Annotated in this window: 18 protein-coding genes; 6 read left to right on the top strand and 12 right to left on the bottom strand. The window is 75.1% G+C overall.

All coding sequences use genetic code 11. The annotated features are described in order from the left end of the window. Positions 1–37: 37 nt before the first annotated feature. From BJP25_RS19385 to BJP25_RS19355, 7 genes are all read right to left on the bottom strand, one after another. Positions 38–1,474, bottom strand: a complete 1,437-nt coding sequence (locus BJP25_RS19385) for an aromatic amino acid ammonia-lyase (protein WP_075976382.1) — start codon at positions 1,472–1,474, stop codon at positions 38–40. Positions 1,475–1,621: 147 nt separating this feature from the next. Further along, positions 1,622–2,959, bottom strand: a complete 1,338-nt coding sequence (locus tag BJP25_RS19380; RefSeq protein ID WP_075976381.1) for an NtaA/DmoA family FMN-dependent monooxygenase — start codon at positions 2,957–2,959, stop codon at positions 1,622–1,624. A gap of 10 nt (positions 2,960–2,969) precedes the next feature. Next, entirely contained in the window at positions 2,970–4,091 is a 1,122-nt protein-coding gene (locus tag BJP25_RS19375; RefSeq protein ID WP_075976380.1) for an LLM class flavin-dependent oxidoreductase, read from the bottom strand. Between the two features lie 216 nt (positions 4,092–4,307). Beyond that, positions 4,308–5,885, bottom strand: coding sequence for a dipeptide ABC transporter ATP-binding protein (locus tag BJP25_RS19370; protein WP_075976379.1), 1,578 nt, complete (start codon positions 5,883–5,885; stop codon positions 4,308–4,310). Further along, on the bottom strand, positions 5,882–6,706 hold the full coding sequence (locus tag BJP25_RS19365) for an ABC transporter permease (protein ID WP_075976378.1): 825 nt from the start codon (positions 6,704–6,706) through the stop codon (positions 5,882–5,884). The genes BJP25_RS19370 and BJP25_RS19365 overlap by 4 nt, the downstream gene beginning before the upstream one ends. Further along, positions 6,699–7,667 carry an ABC transporter permease gene (locus BJP25_RS19360; RefSeq protein WP_233158159.1) on the bottom strand — a complete coding sequence of 323 codons (969 nt, stop codon included), beginning with the start codon at positions 7,665–7,667 and terminating at the stop codon, positions 6,699–6,701. Before BJP25_RS19360 ends, BJP25_RS19365 begins: the two co-directional genes overlap by 8 nt. Further along, on the bottom strand, positions 7,664–9,277 hold the full coding sequence (locus tag BJP25_RS19355; protein WP_233158158.1) for an ABC transporter substrate-binding protein: 1,614 nt from the start codon (positions 9,275–9,277) through the stop codon (positions 7,664–7,666). Before BJP25_RS19355 ends, BJP25_RS19360 begins: the two co-directional genes overlap by 4 nt. A 238-nt stretch (positions 9,278–9,515) precedes the next feature. On the opposite strand from BJP25_RS19355, the gene BJP25_RS19350 reads away from it, so the two are divergent. From BJP25_RS19350 to BJP25_RS19335, 4 genes are all read left to right on the top strand, one after another. Then, positions 9,516–9,998 carry a flavin reductase family protein gene (locus tag BJP25_RS19350; RefSeq protein ID WP_233158157.1) on the top strand — a complete coding sequence of 161 codons (483 nt, stop codon included), beginning with the start codon at positions 9,516–9,518 and terminating at the stop codon, positions 9,996–9,998. A gap of 96 nt (positions 9,999–10,094) precedes the next feature. Continuing rightward, positions 10,095–10,529, top strand: a complete 435-nt coding sequence (locus BJP25_RS19345; protein WP_075976443.1) for a MarR family winged helix-turn-helix transcriptional regulator — start codon at positions 10,095–10,097, stop codon at positions 10,527–10,529. 141 nt (positions 10,530–10,670) lie between these two features. Continuing rightward, positions 10,671–12,332: an FAD-binding dehydrogenase gene (locus BJP25_RS19340; RefSeq protein ID WP_075976377.1), complete on the top strand. Its 1,662-nt coding sequence runs from the start codon at positions 10,671–10,673 to the stop codon at positions 12,330–12,332. 62 nt (positions 12,333–12,394) lie between these two features. Then, entirely contained in the window at positions 12,395–13,651 is a 1,257-nt protein-coding gene (locus tag BJP25_RS19335; protein ID WP_075976376.1) for an alpha-hydroxy-acid oxidizing protein, read from the top strand. A 53-nt stretch (positions 13,652–13,704) separates the two neighbouring features. On the opposite strand, the gene BJP25_RS19330 is transcribed toward BJP25_RS19335, so the two are convergent. From BJP25_RS19330 to BJP25_RS34255, 4 genes are all read right to left on the bottom strand, one after another. Continuing rightward, positions 13,705–14,601, bottom strand: coding sequence for an SMP-30/gluconolactonase/LRE family protein (locus BJP25_RS19330; RefSeq protein ID WP_075976375.1), 897 nt, complete (start codon positions 14,599–14,601; stop codon positions 13,705–13,707). Between the two features lie 153 nt (positions 14,602–14,754). Next, positions 14,755–15,294: a hypothetical protein gene (locus tag BJP25_RS19325; protein ID WP_075976374.1), complete on the bottom strand. Its 540-nt coding sequence runs from the start codon at positions 15,292–15,294 to the stop codon at positions 14,755–14,757. A 10-nt stretch (positions 15,295–15,304) separates the two neighbouring features. Beyond that, a complete protein-coding gene (locus BJP25_RS19320) occupies positions 15,305–16,750 on the bottom strand; it encodes a fibronectin type III domain-containing protein (protein WP_075976373.1) in 1,446 nt (481 codons plus the stop codon). Between the two features lie 83 nt (positions 16,751–16,833). Beyond that, a complete protein-coding gene (locus tag BJP25_RS34255) occupies positions 16,834–17,307 on the bottom strand; it encodes a hypothetical protein (RefSeq protein WP_075976372.1) in 474 nt (157 codons plus the stop codon). Between the two features lie 607 nt (positions 17,308–17,914). On the opposite strand from BJP25_RS34255, the gene BJP25_RS19310 reads away from it, so the two are divergent. Further along, positions 17,915–18,892 carry a hypothetical protein gene (locus tag BJP25_RS19310; RefSeq protein ID WP_143219192.1) on the top strand — a complete coding sequence of 326 codons (978 nt, stop codon included), beginning with the start codon at positions 17,915–17,917 and terminating at the stop codon, positions 18,890–18,892. Between the two features lie 4 nt (positions 18,893–18,896). Then, positions 18,897–19,313: a hypothetical protein gene (locus BJP25_RS19305; protein WP_075976370.1), complete on the top strand. Its 417-nt coding sequence runs from the start codon at positions 18,897–18,899 to the stop codon at positions 19,311–19,313. A gap of 7 nt (positions 19,314–19,320) precedes the next feature. Here BJP25_RS19305 and BJP25_RS36300 read toward each other — a convergent pair whose 3' ends face one another. Next, on the bottom strand, positions 19,321–21,246 hold the full coding sequence (locus BJP25_RS36300; RefSeq protein WP_075976369.1) for a hypothetical protein: 1,926 nt from the start codon (positions 21,244–21,246) through the stop codon (positions 19,321–19,323). Positions 21,247–21,555: the final 309 nt, after the last annotated feature.

The raw sequence follows: 21,555 nt of genomic DNA, 5'->3' as shown, positions 1-21,555 counted from the left end.
TGCCGTGCACCCAGGCTGCCCGGCACCCGGGTCGCGGCTACACCGCCGCGAGCGCGTCCAGCAGGGCGGCGGCCCTGGCGATGTCGGCGGTGAGCGGCCGGTCGTCGAGGCCGGGGTCCAGCGCCTCGTCCGCCAGCTCGAACGCCGCGCGCACGGGCAGGTCCACCAGGTCCGCCTGCCGCAGCCGCAGCGCGCGCACGGCGGCCAGCAGCTCGCAGGCGAGCACCTGCCGGTAGCCCGCCGCGGCCGCGGTCGCCGCCCGCGCCGACTGGGTGGAGAAGCTGGCGTGGTCCTCCATGCCCCGCGAGATCACCGCCGACCCCAGGGTCGAGGGCAGCGCCGCCGCCCGCAGCCCGGCCAGCGCGTCGTGGGCCACGTACTCCAGGATCATCAGCCCGCTGCTGCCCGGCGGGCCCGCCGCCAGGAACGCGCGCAGGCCGGTGAAGTCCGGTTCCAGCAGGTCGCCCAGGCGCGCCACCGACAGCTCGGCCGACTGGTGCAGCGTCGCCCTGGCCTGGTCGAGCGCGGTGGAGACGTAGGCGGTGTGGAAGTGGGCGTGGTGGTAGGCGTCGGAGTGGACGGTGGAGATCAGCGGGTTCTCCGTGCCCGCGTTGATCTCGATGGCCAGCACGTCGCGCAGGTAGTGCACCGCGTCCACCGCGGGCCCCTGCACCTGCGGGAACGCCCGCAGCCCGAACGGGTCCTGGATCCGCCGCCCCGGCTTGGGCGCCGAGTGCAGCCCCAGCAGCCGCCGCACCTGCGCCGCGCACGCGACCTGCCCGGCGTGCGGGCGCGCCTCGTGCACCGGTGCCGCGTAGGCCTCCGGGTTGCCGTCGAGGGCCACGTAGCTCAGCGCCGCCACCGCGTTCGCCGCCCGGCACAGCGTGTCGAACTCCATCGCCGCCAGCGTCGCCTCCGCCAGCGTGGCCGCGTTGCTGCTGAGGAACCCCAGCGCGTCCCCGGCCTGGATCGCCACCGGCGGCACCCCGCCGCGCTGCCACGGCCGCTCCCCGGTCAGCGCCAGCGCCGTCTCCGCCAGGGCGGTGAGGTCGCCGGTGCCGATGGCCCCCACCGAGTGCACCACCGGCAGCGACCCGGTGCCCACCGCCTGCGCCAGCGCCGAGATGAGGTCCGGCGCCACCCCCGACCGCGCGGCGAGGAGCTGGTTGAGCCGGATGAGCAGCATCCCGCGCACCTGACCGGCGGGCATCAGCTCCCCGGCGCCGCCCGCGTGGCTGCGCAGGATCCGCGAGCCGTGCTCGGCGGAGTCGTCGACCGCGTCGTCCTTGTTCGCCCCGACCCCGGTGGTGCGCCCGTAGATCACCCGCCGGGTGGACAGCTCACCGGCCAGCTTCCAGGCCTGCTCGGCGGCGCGCACCGCCGCGGTGGAGACGTCGATCCACAGTGGCCCCTCGGACCCCGCCGCGCGCACCACGTCCGCGCACCGCAACGTCCTGCCGTCGACCCGGATCACCCGACCCACCTCCTCGGCCGCACGATACGACGCGGGGTGGCCCGGCTCCAAGCCGGTCGGTCGCGGCCCCGGCAAGACGGCGAGGGGGCGGTGGCGCGACGCCACCGCCCCCGCCACCGCCCCCTCACCCCGGGCCACGACCCGGGCTCAATCCAGCGCCAAGTGCTCCCGCAGCGTGCTGCCGGTGTACTCGGTGCGGAACACGCCCTTCTCCTGCAACAGCGGCACGACCTCGTCGGCGAAGCGGTCCAGCCCGCCGGGGGTCACGTGCGGCACCAGGATGAACCCGTCCGCGGCGTCCGCCTGCACCAGCGCGTTGATCTGGTCGGCCACGGTGGCCGCGGACCCGATGAAGTTCTGCCGCCCGGTCTGCTCGATGACGACCTCGCGGCTGCTCAACCCCTTGGCCGCGGCCAGCTCGCGCCACTCGTTCGCCGTCGCCACCGGGTCGCGGTACATCCGGACGCTGGCCCGGCCCTTGGAGATCAGGTCATCGCTGACCACCGGGTCGAACGCGGGCAGCGGCCCGTCCGGGTCGTGCGCGGACAGGTCGGTGTTCCACAGCTGCTCCAGGAACTTGATCGCCGTCGCCGGGCTCACCTGCTGCTTGCGCACCTCGGCGGCCTTGTCCACGGCCTCGGCGTCGGTGTCGGCGAGCACGAAGGTGGCCGCGGGCAGGATCTTGAGCTGGTGCTCCTGGCGACCGTGCTTGGCCAGCCTGCCCTTGACGTCGCGGTAGAACGCCTGGCCCGCCTCCAGGGTGCCGTGCCGGGAGAAGATGGCGTCGGCGGTGGCGGCGGCGAACTCGCGGCCCTCGTCGGAGTCGCCCGCCTGCAGGATCACCGGGCGGCCCTGCGGGCTGCGCGGGACGGTGAAGCGGCCGGAGATGTCGAAGTGGTGGTCGTGGTGGGCGAAGGTGCCCGCGCCCGGGTCGGACAGGAAGACCCCGGACTCCTTGTCGGCCACCACCTCGTCGCCCTTCCAGGAGTCGAACAGCTCCCAGGTGGTGCGCATGAAGGTCTCCGCGCGCTCGTAGCGCTGCTCCTTGGGCAGGAAGCCGCCGCGGCGGAAGTTCTCCCCGGTGAAGGCGTCCCAGGAGGTGACCACGTTCCACGCCGCCCGGCCCGCGGACAGGTGGTCCAGCGAGGCGAACTGGCGGGCCACCTCGAACGGCTCGTTGAACGTGGAGTTGATCGTGCCCGCCAGCCCCAGCCGCTCGGTGACCGCGGCCAGCGCGGCGAGCACGGTGAAGGTGTCGGGGCGGCCGACGACGTCGAGGTCGTAGATCTGCCCGCCCTGCTCGCGCAGCCGCAGGCCCTCGGCCAGGAAGAACAGGTCGAACTTGGCCCGCTCGGCGGTCTGGGCCAGCCGCACGAACGAGCTGAAGTCGATGTGGCTGCCCGCCTCCGGGTCCGACCACACGGTCGTGTTGTTCACCCCGGGGAAGTGGGCGGCCAGGTGGATCTGCTTCAACGGCTTGCTCACCGGGTCCTCCTCAGACCGTCGCGTAGCGGTTGGCGGGGCGGGGCAGGCCGAGCAGCCCGCGCAGGGTGGGGGCGGAGTAGGCGGTGCGGAACGCCCCGCGCCCGCGCAGCTCCGGCACCAGGCCCCGGGTGATGGCCACCAGGTCGTGCGGGACCGCGCCCGGCCGCAGCCGGAACCCGGTGACGCCCGCGGCGTGCCAGTCCAGCAGCAGGTCGGCCAGCTCGGCCGGGGTGCCGGTGAACACGTGCGCGTCGGAGGCGTAGGGCTTGCCGACCGCCTCGTCCAGCCGGGCCAGCCGGTCGGCGGCGGCACCGGGCTCCTGGTCGAGGAACACCACCAGGTCGGCGAACACGTGCGGCAGGGCGGAGAGCCGCTGCACGATCCGCTCGGCGTCGCCGCGGTCGGTCGGGGTGACGTAGGCGAGGTCGGCGGCCTGCTCCGCGAACCGGAACGGGACCTCCTGGTGGGCCAGGGCCGTCACCAGCGGCTGCCCCTGCGGCGGGCGCGGGGTGATCGACGGGCCCTTGACCGAGAAGTGCTCGCCCTCGAAGTCGATGTAGTGCAGCTTGTCCCGGTCGACGAACCGGCCGGTGGCCACGTCGCGGATCTCCGCGTCGTCCTCCCAGCTGTCCCACAGCCTGCGCACGACCTCGACGTAGTCGGCGGCCTCGGCGAACAGGTCCGTGCGGTCCTGCTCGGGGTCGCGGCGGCCGAAGTGGGGGTACTCGTGCGGGCGGCCCACCCGCACCCGCACGCCCGCGCGCCCGGTGCTGACGTAGTCCAGGGTCGCGATCGCCTTGGAGATGTGGAACGGCTCGGTGTGCGTGGTGACGATGGTGGGCACCAGGCCGATGCCGGAGGTGACCGGGGCGACCCTGGCGGCGATGAGCACCGCGTCCAGCCGCCCGCGCACCCGGTCGGTGGCCTCGGGGGACCCGCCCTGCTGCAGGGCCAGGGTGTCCTCGATGGTGACGAAGTCGAGCAGCGCGGCCTGCGCCTCCAGCACCAGGTCGGTCCAGTACCGGGCGGTGAACAGCTCGGCGGGCCGGGCGTCCGGCTCCCGCCACGCGGCGGGGTGCCACCCCGCGCCGTCCAGCGCGACGGCGAGGTGTGGCCCTTGTCCTCGGGTCATGGCGGGATCTCCTTCCGGGGGTCACCCCCGATTGTGCGCCGATCGGCGAACCACCCGCCCGGTCAGCCAGGGACTGGGACGGGGGCGCCGGGCGGGAATAAAGCGGCTCGCCCGCGGCAGGGCCTGGTGGTCCGGGCGCCGGTCAGGGTTCTGGTGCCAGGGCTGTCGGGGTGAGGGTTGTAGGGGTGAGGGTTGTAGGGGTCAGGGGCGCCGGGGTCACGGCGCCGTGGTGACGGCCGTGCCGGGGATGGCGGCCAGCAGCTCGCGGGTGTAGTCCGCGGTCGGGGCGGTGAGCACGTCGTCGGCGGGCCCGTGCTCGACCAGCCGCCCGCGCCGCAGCACCGCGACCTCGTCGGCGACCTGCCGCACCACGGCGAGGTCGTGGGTGATGAACAGGTAGGTCAGCCCGTGCTCGTCCTGCAACCGCACCAGCAGGTCGAGGATCTGCGCCTGCACGGACACGTCCAGCGCCGACACCGGCTCGTCGAGCACCACCAGGTCCGGCCGCAGCGCCAGCGCCCTGGCGATGGCGACCCGCTGGCGCTGCCCGCCGGAGAGCTCGGCGGGCTTGCGGTCGAGCGCGGTCGCCGGCAGCGCCACCTCGTCGAGCAGCTCCGCCGCCCGCGCCCGCCTGCCCGCCCGGTCGCCCACCCCGAACGCGCGCAGCGGCTCGGTGATGACCTCCGCGATGGTGAACTTCGGGTCGAGCGAGGCGTAGGGGTTCTGGTAGACGAGCTGGAACCGCCTGCGCAGCTCGCGCAGCCGCCGGGCCGGGGCGGCGGTGACGTCGGTGCCGTCGAAGGTGACCGTGCCGGTGTCGGGGGTCTCCAGGCCCACGGCGATGCGCGCGGTGGTGGTCTTGCCCGAGCCGGACTCCCCGACCAGCGCCAGCGTGCGGCCGCGGGTGAGGGTGAACGACACGTCGGTGACCGCGGCCCGCCCGCCGAAGGACTTGCCCAGCCCGCTGACCTCCAGCAGCACCTCCGGCCCGGGGGCCCGGCGCGGGCGCAGCGGCTCGCCGGACAGGCTCGGCGCGGCCGCCAGCAGCGCCCGGGTGTAGTCGTGGGCGGGCGCGCCGAGCACCCCGCGGGTGGGCCCCTGCTCGACGACCCGCCCGTCGGACATCACGACGACGTGGTCGGCCCGGTCGGCGGCGATGCCGAGGTCGTGGGTGATGAGCAGCAGCGCGGTGCCCGCGTCGGCCAGGCCGCGCAGGTGGTCGAGGATGCCGCGCTGCACGGTGACGTCCAGCGCGCTGGTGGGCTCGTCGGCGATGATCAGCCGGGGGGCGCCCGCCAGCGCCACCGCGATGAGCACCCGCTGGCGCAGGCCGCCGGAGAGCTCGTGCGGGTACTGCCGGGCCCGCCGCAGCGGCTCGTCCACCCCGGCCCGCTCCAGCAGCTCGGCGGTGGCCGCGCGCAGCCGCTCGCGCGGGGCGAGGCGGTGGATGCGCAGCACCTCGGCCACCTGCTCGCCCACCCGCTTGAGCGGGTCGAGCGACACGGTGGGGTCCTGCGGGACCAGCGCGATGCCGGTGCCGCGCACGCCCCGCCACTGCTTCTCCCCGAGGTGGGTGATGTCGCGGCCCGCGAAGGTGATCCGCCCGGCGTCGACCCGCCCGCCGCGCGGCAGCAGCCCGATGGCCGCGTGCGCGGTGGTGGACTTGCCCGAGCCGGACTCGCCCACCACGGCGACCACCTGCCCCGGCCGCACGGCCAGGTCGACCCCGCGCACCGCGGGGAGGTCGCGGTGGTAGGACACGTGCAGGTCCTCGATCCGCAGCAGCTCGCTCACGCCGTCCTCCGCTCGTCGTCCAGCGCCCGGCCCACCCGGTTCGCCGCCAGCACCACCACGGCCACCACCAGCCCGGGGAAGGTGGTCAGCCACCACGCCGAGGCCAGGAAGCTGCGCCCGCCCGCCACCAGCGCGCCCCACTCTGGCGTCGGCGGGGTGGCCCCGAAGCCCAGGAAGCTCAGCGCCGAGACCTCCAGCACCGCGGTGCCGAAGGTGAGCGCGGCCAGCACCAGCACCGGCCCGAGCGCGTGCGGCAGCACGTGCCTGCCCAGCACCCCGCCCCACCGCACGCCGCCCGCCCGCGCCGCCTCGACGAACACCCCGGACCTCACCCGCAGCACCTCGGCCCGCATCAGCCGGGCGAACGCGGCGAGGTTGGACACCCCGACCGCGACGGCCACGTTCGTCGTGCCGAAGCCCAGCGCGGTGACCAGGGCCAGCGACAGCAGGATCGCCGGGATCGCCTGGAGCACGTCGACCACCCGCATCAGCACCGAGTCCAGCCACCCGCCGCGGAACCCGGCGAGCAGCCCGAGCGCGGACCCGGCCAGCAGGGCCACCGCCACCGCCAGCGCGGTCGCCCGCAGCGACAGGCCGGTGCCGTGCACGACCCGGGTGAACAGGTCGCGGCCGGTCTCGTCGGTGCCGAACCAGTGCTCCCACGACGGGCCCCGCAGCCGCTCGGCGGGCACCCCGGCCAGCGGGTCCTGGTCGGTGAACAGCCCCGGCAGCACCGCGGCGAGGAGCACCAGCACCAGCACGGCCACCGACAGCGCCAACCCGGGGCGCCGCACCACCGACCGCGCGCGCACGTCAACCACGGGCCACCTCCCGCCGCTCGACCAGCCGCGGGTCCAGCACCGGGTAGAGCAGGTCCACGGCCAGGTTCACCACCACGAAGAAGAACGCCGCCAGCACCACGACGGCCTGCACCACCGGGGTGTCCTGCGCGGCGACGGCGGTCGCGGTGACCCGACCGACCCCGTCGCGGGAGAACACCACCTCGGTGACCACCGACCCGGCGAGCAGGTTGCCCGCCACCACCCCGACCAGGGTCAGCGCGGGCAGCGCGGCGCCGCGCAGCGCGTGTCCGAAGTGGACTCGCGCCCGGCTGGCGCCCTTGGCCAGCACCACGTCGACGTGCGGTTCGGCCAGTTGGGTGCGCAGGCTCTTGGCCAGCACCTGCGCCACCACCGCCCCGGTGGGCAGGGCCAGGGTCACCGCGGGCAGCAGCAGCGCGTCGAACCCGTCGGAGCCCAGCGCGGGCAGCAGCCGCAGCTGGAAGGAGAACACCTGGATCAGCACCAGGCCCACCCAGAACGTCGGCAGCGCCGTGCCCAGCGGGGGCAGCGAGAGCAGCAGGTCGGCCAGCCACCGGCGCCGGGTGTAGGTGCCCGCGACCGCGACGCCGCCGCCGAGCAGCACCGCCAGCACCAGCGCCAGCCCGGTCACCGCCAGGGTCGGCGGCAGCGCGGCGAGCACCATGTGCGTGGCGTCGTCGCCGGTGGTCACCGACGTGCCGAAGTCCCCGCGCAGCGCGGCCAGCAAGCGCTTGCCGTACTGCACCAGCACCGGGTCGTCCAACCCGTACTCGGCGCGGACGGCGGCCAGCTCCGCGGGCGACGCGGTGACCCCCGCGTCGCCCGCGCCGAGCTTGGTGAGCACCGCGTCGCCGGGCAGCAGGTAGAGCACCGCGAACGACAGCGTGAACGCCGCCCACAGCACCACCACCGCCTGCCCGAGCCTGCGCAGCACCCGCCCCGCCGGGAGGGCGTGGCTCACGGCGACACCCAGGCGTCGAACAGCCGCAGCCGCGACGACGCCTCGAACTCGATGCCGTGCGCCTTCGGCCCGACGCCGAGCACCTGGGTCAGCTCGAACACCGGGATCGCGTACGCCTGCTCGACGATGAGGCGCTGGGCCCGCTCCGCCGCGGGCCCGCGCTGGGCGGCGTCGACGGTGGCGGCCTGGGCGTCGAGCGCGGTGTCGAGCTCACCCGGGGCGATCTTGGCGCGGTTGCCCGCCTTGGTGGAGAACAGCTGGCGCAGGATGTCCGGGTCGGCGCGGGTGGTGTTGTACCAGAGGAAGTCGTACTGCCCGGACTGCTGGACCTGCAACGACTCCGCGGTCGTGCGCAGGTCGATCCTGAGGTCGAAGCCGATGCGGCGCAGCTGCTGCTGGATCAGCTCCAGCACGCTCTGGTTCTGGTTGAACACCGGGGAGAACACCACGCCCGCGGCCAACCGCTGCCCGCCCTTGGCGCGGATGCCGTCCGCGCCGGGCACCCAGCCCGCGGCGTCGAGCGCCTTGCGCGCGCCGTCGGGGTCGTAGGCCAGCTCCTTGGACAGGTCGGTGTGGAAGGGCGTGGCCGAGCCCAGCACGCTGGTGGCCGCCTTGTAGTTGGCGGTCAGCACCGTGGAGGTGACCTCGGCGCGGTCGATGCCCTTGGACACCGCCTGGCGCACGGCGACGTCGGTCAGCACGCCGCGGGTGGTGTTGGCGGTCAGGTTGAACACGATGCCGGGGTTGGGCCGGGTGGGCTCGGTGAACCCGCCGCTGGTGAACTGCGGCTCGTCGACCGGCTGGACGTCGGTGATCGCGTCGAGCTGCCCGGAGGCCAGGCTGCCGGTGCGCACGCCCGGCTCGGGCACGACCTGGAACGACACCTTGTCCAGGTAGGCCTCGCCCTGGTGGCCCCACAGGCCCGAGCCCCAGGCGTAGCCCGCCCGCTTGGCGAGCACGACCTCCCGGTTCGGGGTGAAGCTCGCCACGGTGAACGGCCCGGAGCCGATCAGGCCCTCGCCCCGGCAGCGCTGCTCGGCCGAGCGGGTGAACGCCGAGGGGGCCAGCACGCCCAGGCTCATGGTGGAGCTGGCCTGGAGGAACTGCGCGCTCGGGGCGCTGAAGGTGATCGTCACCGTGCGCGGGTCGACCACCGCGGCGCCCTGGTAGGCGGCCAGGTAGCCGGCCCCGAGCAGCGCCTTGGCGCCGAGGGCCTTGATCCCGTCGAAGCTGGCCTTGACCGCGGCGGCGTCCAGCGGGCTGCCGTCGGAGAAGGTGACGCCCTGGCGCAGGTGGAAGGTGAACGCCTTCGCGTCCGGGGACACCTCCCACTTCTCCGCCAGCCAGGGCTTGATCTCCCCGCTGGTGGGGTCCTGGTCGGTGAGCGAGTCGACGACCTGCCTGCCGACGTTGAGCGCGGCGTTGGTGCCGACCTGCTGCGGGTCGAGGCAGTCGGGGTTGGAGGAGATGCCCAGCCGCAGGGTGCCGCCGGGGCGCGGCGGACCCGCGTCGGCGGTGGCCGCGGTGCCCGCCGAGCCGCACGCCGACAGCAGCAGTGCGGAGGCGGCAGCGGTGGCTGCGAGCAGGGCGGGGGAGCTGCGTTGGCGCACGGCGCTCACTCCTGGGGAGGGGGTTCTGGGTGTGGACCGGACGGACGCTAACCCCGATCGGCGCAGGTCCGGACCCCTTCCCACTCTGCGGTAGAGCTTGACGTGGGACCGGGCGCCCACCATCCGGGAGCGTGGACAAACCGCGTGCCCGGGGGCATGCTGGACGGCGGGCCGACGGCTGTCCGGTGCACTGTGGACGGTGCGCGGCCCGCTGGTCGCGAGCGTGAGGAGGCTCCAGGTGCAGGCACCGGTCCCGGTGGCGTCGATCCGCATGCGCGAGGTGCTGGGGCACTTCGCGTCCGGGATCGTGGTGATCACCGCCACCACCCCGGCGGGCCCGGTCGGCTTCACCTGCCAGTCCTTCGCCTCGCTGTCGCTGGACCCGCCGCTGGTGAGCTTCTCCCCGGCGCGCACCTCGACCACCTGGCCGGTCATCCGGGGCATCGGCAAGCTCGGCGTCAACGTCCTGGCCGAGGACCAGCGCGACGTCTCGGCGGCGTTCGCGCGCAGCGGCACCGACAAGTTCGCCGGCGTCGCCTGGCGCCCCGGCCCTGGCGGCGCCCCGCTGCTCGAAGGCACCTGCGCCTGGCTGGACTGCGAGCTGTGGAACGAGTATGACGGCGGCGACCACACCATCGCCGTCGGCCACGTGCTCGACCTGGCCGCCGACCCCACCAAGGCGCCGCTGGTGTTCCACCGCGGCTCCTACGGCATCGGCTGAGCGCTCCACGCAGGACCCGGACCCCGGGGTTCGCGCGCCGGAGAACTCGACAGCCAAGACTGGACAGTCCAGGCTGACGGCCCTAGGGTGGTCGGCGTGGGACAGGAGATATCCCCCGAGGCCGTCCGGGCGGCCCGGGAGCTGCGCGCCCTGGTCAGCAGGCTGCGCCGCAGGCTCAAGGAGGTCGCGGCGGGCCACGAGCTGACCCCGTCGCAGACCTCGGTGCTCAGCAGGCTCATGGACGGCCCCTCCAGCGCCAGCGCGCTGGCCGCCGCCGAGCGGGTCCGCCCGCAGTCCATGGCGACCCTGCTCGCGGGCCTGGAGTCCGCGGGGCTGGTGACCCGCTCCCCGGACCCCGACGACGGGCGCAGGCAGGTGGTGCGGCTCAGCGCCGCGGCGCACGAGTTCGTCCTGGGCAGCCGCGCCGAGCGCGAGGAGTGGCTGGCGCGCGCCCTGCAGGACCGGTTCACCCCCGACGAACGCGCCACCGTCGTCACCGCGCTGGGACTCCTGGACCGCCTCACCCGGTGACCCCCGCACCGCCCCGGGAGATGACGTGGCGCTGACGACGATCGACAGCACCAGCGCGCTCGTGCTGGTGTGAGCTCCTCCGGGCCGGGCGCCGCGCCCGGGGAAACGGGCGGATCACGCCCCGGCCGGCAGGCTGGGGGGATGGACGCCGATGTGATCGTGGTGGGGGCCGGGCTCGCCGGGCTGGTGGCGACCGCCGAGCTGGTGCGGGCGGGCAAGCGGGTCGTGGTCGTCGACCAGGAGCCCGAGAGCGGCCTCGGCGGCCAGGCGCACTGGTCCTTCGGCGGGCTGTTCCTCGTCGACTCCCCCGAGCAGCGGCGCATGCGCATCCGCGACTCCCGCGAGCTGGCCTGGCAGGACTGGCTGGGCTCGGCGGGCTTCGACCGCGACCCCGACGACCCGGCGGGCCAGGACCACTGGGGCCTGCGCTGGGCGCGCGCCTACGTCGACTTCGCCGCGGGGGAGAAGCGGGCCTGGCTGCACGGCCTGGGGGTGCGCTGGGTGCCGCTGGTCGGCTGGGCCGAGCGCGGCGGCGGGCTCGCCGACGGCCACGGCAACTCCGTGCCCCGCTTCCACATCACCTGGGGCACCGGTCCCGGCCTGCTCGCCCCGTTCGTCGCCCAGGTGCGCGCCGCCGCCGCCGAGGGCAAGGTCGACCTGCGGTTCCGCCACCGGGTCGACGGCCTGGTCAAGACCGGGGGAGCGGTCACCGGCGTGCGCGGCGCGGTGCTGGAGCCCAGCGGGGCCCGCCGCGGCGAGCGCAGCTCCCGGGTCGAGACGGGCTCCTTCGAGCTGACCGCGGGCGCCGTCCTGGTGACCTCCGGGGGCATCGGCGCCGACCACGACGCCGTCCGGCGCAACTGGCCCGCCGCGCTGGGCCCGGCGCCGCGCACCCTCATCTCCGGGGTGCCCGAGCACGTCGACGGCCGCATGCTGGCGATCACCGAGGACGCGGGCGGCCGGGTCGTCAACCGCGACCGCATGTGGCACTACACCGAGGGCATCCGCAACTGGGACCCGATCTGGGCCCGGCACGGCATCCGCATCCTGCCCGGCCCCTCGTCGCTGTGGTTCGACGCGCGGGGCAAGCGCTTCGGCGCGCCCGACTTCCCCGGCTTCGACACGCTGTCCACCCTCGCCGCTATCGGCCGCTCCGGGTACGACCACTCCTGGCTGGTGCTCACCCAGAAGATCATCGAGAAGGAGTTCGCGCTCTCCGGCTCCGAGCAGAACCCCGACCTGACCGGCAAGGACATCAAGCTCATGCTGTCGCGGGTGCGCCCCGGCGCCCCGGCCCCGGTGGAGGCGTTCAAGCGCAACGGGGAGGACTTCGTCGTCGCCGACACCCTCACCGAACTGGTGGCGGGCATGAACAAGCTCACCGCCGAGCCGCTGATCGACCTCGACGACCTGCGCAGGCAGATCGAGGCGCGCGACCGGGAGGTGGACAACCCCTACACCAAGGACCTGCAGGTGATGGCGATCCACAACGCCCGCCGCGCGCTCAGCGACAAGCTGGCCAGGGTGGCCGCCCCGCACCGCATCCTCGACCCGGCCGCGGGCCCGCTCATCGCGGTGCGGCTCACCATCCTCACCCGCAAGACCCTCGGCGGCCTCCAGACCGACCTCGACGGCCGCGTCCTGGGCGCCGACGGCCCCCTCCCCGGGCTGTTCGCCGCGGGCGAGGTCGCGGGCTTCGGCGGCGGCGGGGTGCACGGCCACCGGTCGCTGGAGGGCACCTTCCTCGGCGGCTGCCTGTTCTCCGGGCGCGCCGCGGGCCGCGGCGCCGCGGCGGCGGTCTGAGGGCCCGACCGGGGTTACGCTCCCGCCGGGTGCGACGGCGGGCCGACACGACAGGAGTGCGCATGTCCGGACTGGGCCGGTTGCGGCAAGAGGCGATCTACCGGGCCGGGGTCTCCGGCGCCCGCCCGCGGGTGCCCACCGATGCCGCCGCCCTGCGCGCCGCCGCCCACCGCCGGATGTCGCGCAAGGCGTGGGCGTACGTCGAGGGCGGCGCCGGGGAGGGCGCGACGATGTCGGCCAACCGGGCCGCGTTCGAGCGCCACCGGATCGTGCCGAGGATGCTGCGCGACGTCACCGAGCGGGACATGTCGGTGACCCTGCTCGGCCGGACCCTGCCCACGCCGCTGCTGCTCGCCCCGGTGGGCGCGGCGGGCCTGGTCGCCCGCGACGCCGACGTCCTCATCGGCCGCGGCGCCGCCGCGGCCGGGGTGCCCTACATCCTTTCCTGCCAGGGCAGCAGCCCCATGGAGCGCACCGCGGCGGCGATGGGCGACGCCGCCCGCTGGTTCCAGCTCTACTGGAGCCGCGACGAGGACCTGGTCGACAGCTTCCTCGCCCGCGCGGCCGCGATCGGCGCGGGCGCGGTGGTGGTCACCCTCGACACCACGATGCTCGGCTGGCGCCCGCAGGACCTCAACCTGGGCAGCCTGCCGTTCTCCCAGGGCATCGGCATCGCCCAGTACACCTCCGACCCGCGCTTCCTGGAGCTGGCCCGCGCCCGCGCGGGCGGCCCGGCCCGCGACGTGCGGATCACCCCGGCGGCGGTGCGCACGCTGCTGTCGATCAGCCGCGAGCACCCCGGCGGCCTGCTGGACAACCTGCGCTCCCCGGTGCCGCGCGCGGCGGTGGAGGCGTTCCTGGACGTCTACTCCAACCCCGCGCTGACCTGGGACCACATCGCGACCCTGCGCGAGCGCACCCGGTTGCCGGTGGTGCTCAAGGGGGTCCTGCACCCCGACGACGCCCGCCGCGCCGTCGACCTCGGCGTCGACGCGGTCATGGTGTCCAACCACGGCGGGCGCCAGGTGGACGGGTCGGTGGCGTCGCTGGACGCCCTCGTCGACGTGCGCGAGGCCGTCGGCCCCGAGTACCCGCTGCTGCTCGACAGCGGCGTGCGCACCGGGGCGGACGTGTTCAAGGCCCTCGCCCTGGGCGCGGACGCGGTCACCCTGGGGCGCCCGCACATCTACGGCCTCGCGATCGGCGGCAGCGCGGGCGTGGCGGACGTGGTGGGCAACGTCCTGGCGGAGTTCGACCTCACCATGGGCCTGTCCGGGGTCGCCTCCACCGCCGAGATCACCCGGGAAACCCTGGCCTGACAGCGGGTTCCGCGCGGGTCGGCCCACCGCGGTGAGCCGACCCGCGCCCGGCGTCAGGGCTTGCGGATGGCGCTGGCGGTGTAGGTGGTCTGCGGGGTCGGCGGCGTGGTGAACCGCGCGTTCGGCAGGTACAGGCGGTTGCCGAAGGCCGCGATGGTGGTGGGCACGTCGAAGGCAGGCGAGGTCACCTTGCCCTGGAGCACGCCCGCGCGGCCGTCCCGGGACAGGGTGAACTCGGCCACGGTGTTGAGCCGGTTCTGCGCGACGTAGAGCGTGCGCCCCTCCCGCCACAGCCCGTCGCCGTTGGTCAGCACCTCGCCGCCGAGGTCGACGGCGGTGGCGGCGCCGGTCGCGGGGTCGATGCGGTAGAGCGTGCCGTTCGCGCTGTTCACCGCCAGCAGCGACCGGCCGTCCGGGCTCTCCACGATGCCGTTGAGGTTGGTGCCGCCCGCCACGATGGGGACGCCGGTCAGCGCCAGCGTGCTCGCGCGACCGCCGTCCACCCGGTACAGCACCGCCTTGCGGGAGTCGGTGAACCACGCACCGCCGCGGGTCAGCACGACGTCGTTGACGAACGTGTCGGACTCGGCGAACCGGTAGGACGCGAGGGTCGCGCCGGTCCGCGTGCTGATCACCCTGGCGTCGCCGCCGGTGCCACCGGCCACCCACAGCCCGCCCGCGCCGTCGACCTTCAACCCCAGCGACGGGGTGCCGGGGCCTGCGGCCAGCGCCCGGCCGCGCCCGGTCACCAGGTCGACGGCGCGGATGTCGCCGGTGGCGCGCGAGCCGAAGTAGGCGGTGGTCCCCGCGATGGCGATGCCCTCGGGCTGGAAGCCGTCCGGCAGGCCCAGCACGGTCGGCAGCACCACCGGGCGCGCCGACGCGGGCAGGGCGGTCAGGGTGAGGGACGCGGCCACGGCGAGGGCGACCGGGAGCAGGCGGCGGTGCATGGTGTCTGGTCTCCTGTCAGCTGTCCTTTTTCTCCGGTACGCACGTGTCACCGCAGCGGTTCACCCAACCCCCTTTCCTGCCCGAACTGCGGCTGATTGCAAGGTTCGCGCAGGTGCTCGACCCCCTCGGCGGCTGACCGCCGTGGGCGCCGCTCAGGAGGTCGTGTACCGCAGGACGACCCGCGCGCCCTGGCAGCCGTCCTGGTCGGTGTCCTTGTCCGCGAAGCCGATCAGCGCGCCGGAGAACTCCACCGACCCGCCCGGCGCCAGCTCGCGGTCGACCGGCATCCGCGGGTCCAGCAGCAGGTAGTCCGAGGCGTCGCACGGCCCCGGCGCCGCCCCCGGCGCCTTGACGACCTCCACCACGGCAACGGTCACCGCCGCCACCCGGGTGGCCTCCACGGCGTCGTTGGTGACCCGGCCGGTGATCGGCTGCGGGGCCGCGCCGGGCCGCAGGTCCACGTTCACCGAGGTCTGGTCCACCCGCAGCGCGCACCGCGGGTCCGCCGAGGCCGGTTGCCGCGGCAGCACGAGCGCCCCCAGCAGCAGCACCGGCACCAGGGCCGCCGCCACCCGCCCGCGGGCCGTGCGCACCAGGACCCACCCCGCGACGACGGCCAGCAGGCCCAGCGCCAGCAGTGCCACCACCGGTGCGCCGGTGGCGGCCAGCGGGGGAGTTCCGTCGCAGGTCATCGGCAGCCCCTCAGGTCAGTGACCGCAGCGCGGCCACCGCGGACGCCAGGCCGGTGGACCCGGCCGTCACCGTGGAGGACGTGTTGAGCAGGTAGACGGGGGTGAACGAGGTCGTCGCGGAGGTGACCGAGGCGCCGTGCGGGATGGTCAAGGTCGTGGGGGTCGCGGTGCCGTTCGCCGTCGTGAGGGTGACGGTGATGTCCGGACCGACGTTGACCACCGCGTTGCCCGCCGAGTCGCTGAGCTGCACCCGCGAGGTGAAGGTGCCGTTGCCTAGGACGTTGAGGCAGAAGGTGTAGGTGAGCGACGCGGCGGTGCCGGTCGGGCCCGAGCACACCGTGGCCGAGTAGCCGCTCCACAGCAGCGCCGTGGGCGCCGCGACCACCTGGAACGACCCGCTCGTCGCCGCCGTCAGCGCGCCGGAGGTGGCGGTGAGGGAGTAGGTGCCGACCGCGCTCACCGAGCACCCGGTGAAGGCCGCGACCCCCGCGACCGCCGCCTTCGTGGTGCAGCCCAGGGTGGCCGTGGCGGGGGAGAGCGCGAGGGTGATCGTCGCCGTCGAGGAGGTGACGGTGTTGCCGCCCGCGTCCTGCACGGTCACGACGGGCTGGGTGTAGAAGGCCCGCCCCGTGAACGACGTGTCCGGCGACGTGGTGAAGGCGAGCTTGCTGGCGACGCCCACCGTGATGGCGAACGCCGAGCTGGTCGCGGAGGTGAGCCCGGTGCTGGCGGCGGTCAAGGTGTACCCGGTGCCCGCCTTGTCGATGGACAGCCCGGCGAAGGTGGCCACGCCCGCCGCGTTCGTGGTCGCCGTGGCCGTGCCGGAGAGCGTGCCCGCCGCGGGGTTGGTGCCGAGGGCGACGGTGATCGTGCGCCCGGCACCGGCCACCGCGTTGCCCGCCGAGTCCTGCACGGTCACCTGCGGCGAGGGGGAGATGGCCTGGGTCGCGACCGCGCTCGTGGGCTGGACCGTGAAGGCCAGCTTCGTCGCCGCCGTGACGGTGACCGACCCGCTGGCCGCGCTCGTGGCCGTCCAGGAGCGGTACACCGCGACGACCCGGTAGGTGTAGGTGCCTGCCGCGACACCGGTGTCGCTGCACGAGGTGCCGGTGATGAGCGAGGTGGCGCTGGACCCGCAGGCGGCGGAGGTGCCCCCCGAGGAGGTGCGCAGCACGTAGTAGCCGGAGGGCGCGGGGATGCCGGTGGAGGCCGTCCACGACACGGGGACGGTGGTGGGGCTCGACGCGGGCGCGGTGACCCCCGTGGGCGGGTTGAGCGTCGTGGTGCTCCCGGTGCCCGACCCGGTGCCGGTGGCCCGCCAGAAGGCGATCGCCGGGGTGGCGACCACCCCGGCCAGCAGCAGCCCGACGAGCACCCCGACCAGCGCGGGCACCCGGCTGACCCGGCCGGGGACGCGCCGCCGCGGCGCGGTGCGCCCCAGGTGGTGCCGCCCCATGCGATCCCTTCCGACAACCCTCGTGCGCGGGCGCGCGGCCGCGGGTGCCCACCACCCGCGGCCGCGCACCCCCAGGACAGGCCCTAGCTCGCGACGAAGCGCAGCGGCACGGTGGCGTTCTTGCAGCCGTCCTGGTTCGTGCTGAGGTTGTTCATGGTGATCGACACCGTGCCGCTGGCCGAGCCGCCGGGCGCGATCTGCCCGTAGGTGATGGCGGGCGTGCCCACGGTGTAGTCGGCGGCCGAGCAGCCGGTCACCGCCGTCCACGGCGTGCCGTCGGAGTTGGCGACGGTGACGACCACGCTGCTGAGGTTCTGCGACCCCGTACCGGGGTTGGTGACGGTGAAGGCGACCGTCTGGCTGGGACCGCCGGGGCTCAGCGGCCCGCCGGTGGCGGCGGTGCTGGTCACCTGGAACGCGGTGCTGGTGCCGGTCGTGGCCGACCCGGTGCCGGTGCCGGTCGAGGACCAGTACGCGTAGGCCAGGCCCCCGCCCAGCGCCACCACCGCGGTGATCGCACCGACCACCACGACTCGCTTCTTCGTCGACGACTGCATGCTGCGGATCTCCTGTCGGGCCCACCCGGGGCGGCGGCGCTGCCGCGGCCGTGACGAGCGCTTCGCCACGCCCGGACCATCGCGGCCCGCTCACCGGGGGTTAGCCCGCCGACGCGCATTTCACACGATGGTGAAATCCTCTACAGACAGTGGGTGTGCCAGGTGCCGGAAAGGGGCCGGGGCCCCACTGTGGCGTCCTGTGTGGAACGTCCACGGTGGAGCCCCGGTGGTGGCACCCGCGGCGCTCTCCCCGCCGCGGGTGCCGCCGGATCAGCCGACCCGCAGGGCGATGAGCAGGTTCAGCAGGTCGATGGCGGTGTGCGTGTGCATGAGGTCCTCCTTGGGTGGTGCGGTCCCCGGCGCCTTCGCGAGGGGCGCCGGGGGAGTCCGCTTCGGTGGACCAACCGGTTGGTGACACCAATGCTGCTGCCGCCCCCGGGGTTGTGGAAGGCGTTTCGCGTTGCTGCGGGTTTCCACCCCGGGAAACACCGCTGAGCTGCTGGTTTCCCGCTCCGCGCGACACCGGTGACCGGGGTGGGACAGGCCCGTGCGCCCTACCGGCGGGGGGTAGACTCCCGGGACCTGACGCCGGGTGAGGGGTGGGTGCGTGACTGCGCAGGGCGTGGACGAGGGCAGGGTGGGCGAGATCCAGGCGGAACTGCGGGCGCTGCGCCGCGGCCTCGGGGTCAATGACACCGACGTGGTAGCCCATCTGGGTGACAGATTGCGCGAGGTGTGCGGCGTGCAGCCGGGCGACACGTCGTGGACCGCCCGCGAGCGGGTGCTGCGCGCGCTGTCCGGCCTCACCGACCGCCTGCCGGAGCCGCACCGCGAGATCGCCAGGGTGGCCCTGGGCTTCGACAGCGAGCCCGGCCTGCGCTACACCGACCGGCTGGGCCCGCTGGAGCGCAAGTTCGACCGCGACACCCGCACCATCCAGCGCCGCAGCAACAACGCGCTCTACCTGCTGGCCCAGTGCGCCGCCGAGCCCGCCCCGGCGAGCCGCGGGCACCGCCCCGGCCCGCCCTGGCACACCGCCAGGCTGAACACCGACCTGATCCTCCAGGGCGATGGCGTGGAGGTCACCGAGACCCGCACCATCGTCAGCCACCGCCCGGACCTGGCCGAGATCGAGCACTCGATGACCGTCGTGCCGCCCCCCGGCACGCCGCCCGGCCCGCTGTCCCTCGAAACCATGGGCATCGACGCCGTCGCAGGCGGCGAGGTGCTCAACCCGCACCTGCTGAGCGCCAGCCGCGCCGCCTTCACACTGCGCCCCCCGCACCCCCTCGCCGAGGGCGACGAGCACGAGTTCCAGTTCCGCGTCCGAGTGGAGCGCATCTCCCCGCTCTACATGTGCACCCCCACCTACCCCTGCGACCGCTTCACCGTGAAGATCACGTTCGACCCCGCCAGGCTGCCCACCACCATCCAGGTCGTCGAGGGCGACCTGGCCATCGAGGCCGCCGACCCCACCCTGGCCCGCCCCACCCTCGCCCTGGACCCCTCCGGCGAGGCGAGCCACACCTTCGAGGACCTGGAGCCCTACCGCTCCTACGGCCTGCTCTGGCAGTACGCCGACTGACCCGGTGCCCCTGCGACACGAGGTCCGACCCCTCAGCGGCACGCGGCTGCCGTTCCTGCTGCGGCGCAAGCTCCGGGCCAAGCAGCGCGCGGGCGCCACGGGCATCCTGTACTTCGCAAAGTTCCGGGTGCCGCCCAGGAACACCCTGTCGCGGTACTACCGCGTCGTCACGGTGTTCGACGGCCGGAGCACCCTGTGCGGCTCCGACCCCATGACCCCGGCCTCCCGCTGGCGCGACCTGCCCCCGGGCACGCACGACCTCCGCTTCGTCGTCCAGAGCTTCAAGGACGAAGCCTCCTTCCACCGCAGCGTCCAGCTGGCCCCCGGGCAAGTCCTGGTGGCGCTCTGCGTCCCCGCGCACTCCTTCCGCCCCTTCGCCGCGACCACGCCCCCCGAGGTCTGGTACCTCGGCGTCGTCTGACCGCGGGTCAGCCGGACCGGGGGGCCCACCCGCGCAGCACCATGCCCCGCCACCGCCGCGACTCCACCGGGCACGCGCGCAGCTGCCGCCACCCCCGCCACAACATCCGCCGCCCCACAGCGCCCCGCCCGGTACGTGTCAACCCGTACCCGAGCACCACTCCCGCGATCCGCGACACCGGGTGCTCCCGCCCCAGCACCGCCCCCACCCGCGGCAGCAGCGCCGTCAGCCGCTCCACCGCGCCCGCCCAGTCCCCGGCCGCGCCCAGCGCCGCCGCGGCCCCGACCCGGGCCCGCAGCACCAGCGGGTGCTCCTCGCCCAACCCCGCGCCCGCCCGCCTGGCCACGTCCACCAGCACGTCCAGCGCGGCCACCGGCCGGTCCCGCCCCAGCAGCGCCATCCCCAGGCCGACCCGCAGCTCCGCGGTCAGCTCGTCGGAATCGCCGTACCACCGCGCGACCCGGGCCGACAGCCGCTGCACCCCGTCCACGGACACCGTTCCCGACAGCGCGACCACCGTCGCGGCCGCGACCGCCGAGTGGTGCCGGGGTTCCAGCCGCGCCACGACGCGCTGCGCGGTCTCCCGGGCCGCGGGGTCGCCGGTCAGCAGCTGCAACCGCGCCCGCTCCACCTCGGCCTCCACCCCCTCGGCGGACCGCACCAGCGCCAGCCCGTCCGCGAACCGCCCCCGCAGCCGCGCCGCGCGGGCCCGTCCCAGGTCGAACGCCGCGCGCTCGGCCGCCGACGCCCACGACGGGTGCGGTCCGTGCGCGGCCACGATCGGGTGGTCGTGGAAGACGTGGTCGGCCAGCGGCAGCGCGCCGCGCAGGTCGTGGGCCTGGGCCGCCAGGAACCGCGCCCGGTACTCCGACACCTCGTCCGCGTCGGCCCGCGCCCGGCCCACGATGCGCGCCGTGTGCCGCAGCGCGCCGCCGGTGTCGCCCGTCGCCACGGCCAACCGCGCGGCGGCCAGCGCGTCCTCCAGCTCGTCCCCGATCCCCACGGCCTGCTCGCGCGCGGCCTGCGCGGCGAGCAGGGCACCCCGCGAACCGTACCCGCGCGCCAACGTCCGCAGCAGCGCCAACCGCAGCGAGCGGGCGGTCATCGGGTTGTCCGCCAACGCGTGCGCGTGCACCTGCCAGCGCGGGGAATCGTCGAGGCCCAGCGCGCGCTCGACCAACCACGCAGCCCGCGCGGCCAGGGCGGCGAGCAGCGGTTTCTCCGCCCCGTGCCGAACAGCGCGCCCGACCTCGACGTCCAAGCGCCACCCGGCGGGACCACCGCGCACCAGGCCCGCGCGGGCCAGTTCCCCCAGCGCGGGCGCGACCAGCACCCCCGCCGCCTCGCCCAGCACCTCCGCCAAGCCCTCCACGACCAGGTCCTCGCTGAACGGCGCCGCGCCCAGCAGCGCCGCGAAGGCCAGCACCAGCCGCGCGTGACCGCGCACCTGCCCCCAGTCCTTCGCCGCACCGGGCGGCGCGGCGATCGGCGCCACCGGCCACGGCGGCTCCGCGCACTGTCCGATCAGGATCGTCTGCACCGCGGGGGAGGGCAGGACGAGCTCGGGCGACGCCCCCTCGACGCCGTCCACCACCCACAGCACCGGTTCTCCCGCCGCCGACAAACCCTCCGCCAGCACCGCGCGCGCCTGCTCGGGCCGCAGCGCGCCGGTGTCGACGCCCAGCAGCTCCCGCGCCGCCCGGTCGACCTCGGCCGCCATCCGCGCCCGGACGCCCCGCTCGCCACCGCCCACCAGCGTCGTCCACACCAGACGCCCCGGGAAGGTGTCCGCGCACCGCTCGACGAGGGCGATCCCCTCCGCCGTCCTCGCCAGCACGACTACCTGCCCGTCGCGCACACCGTTGCGCAGCACGGCCACGGCCGGGTCGTCGCCGACCGCGTCCGCCGCCTGCACCGGCCCGCGCTCACCCATCGGACTCCCTCCCAGCGCCATCCCACCCACCATGCCCCATGCGACGGCCCGCTGCGCCCGACAAAAGCCGGACAGTTCCGCGCGCGTTGCCCGTGGCGTGCAACCACAGCCCACCGGAAACCCCTTCCGGGCCGCGGCAACGCCCGCCCAGACTGGGACCACCCCCAAGCGGCACCGGCGACGGGCCGCCCGACAGAGGAGTCACCCCATGCAGGTGTTCACCACGTTCTCGCTGCTGGTCCGTTCGGGCTTCCTGTTGACCCTGATGGGTTTCGTGCTGGGCCTGGCCGTCGGCTGAGCGCCACCGCG

Origin of the sequence: Actinokineospora bangkokensis (assembly GCF_001940455.1) — a bacterium.
GTDB lineage: Bacteria > Actinomycetota > Actinomycetes > Mycobacteriales > Pseudonocardiaceae > Actinokineospora > Actinokineospora bangkokensis.
Note: the sequence above shows the minus strand (reverse complement) of the source record. Positions and strands in the feature narration are given on the sequence as shown.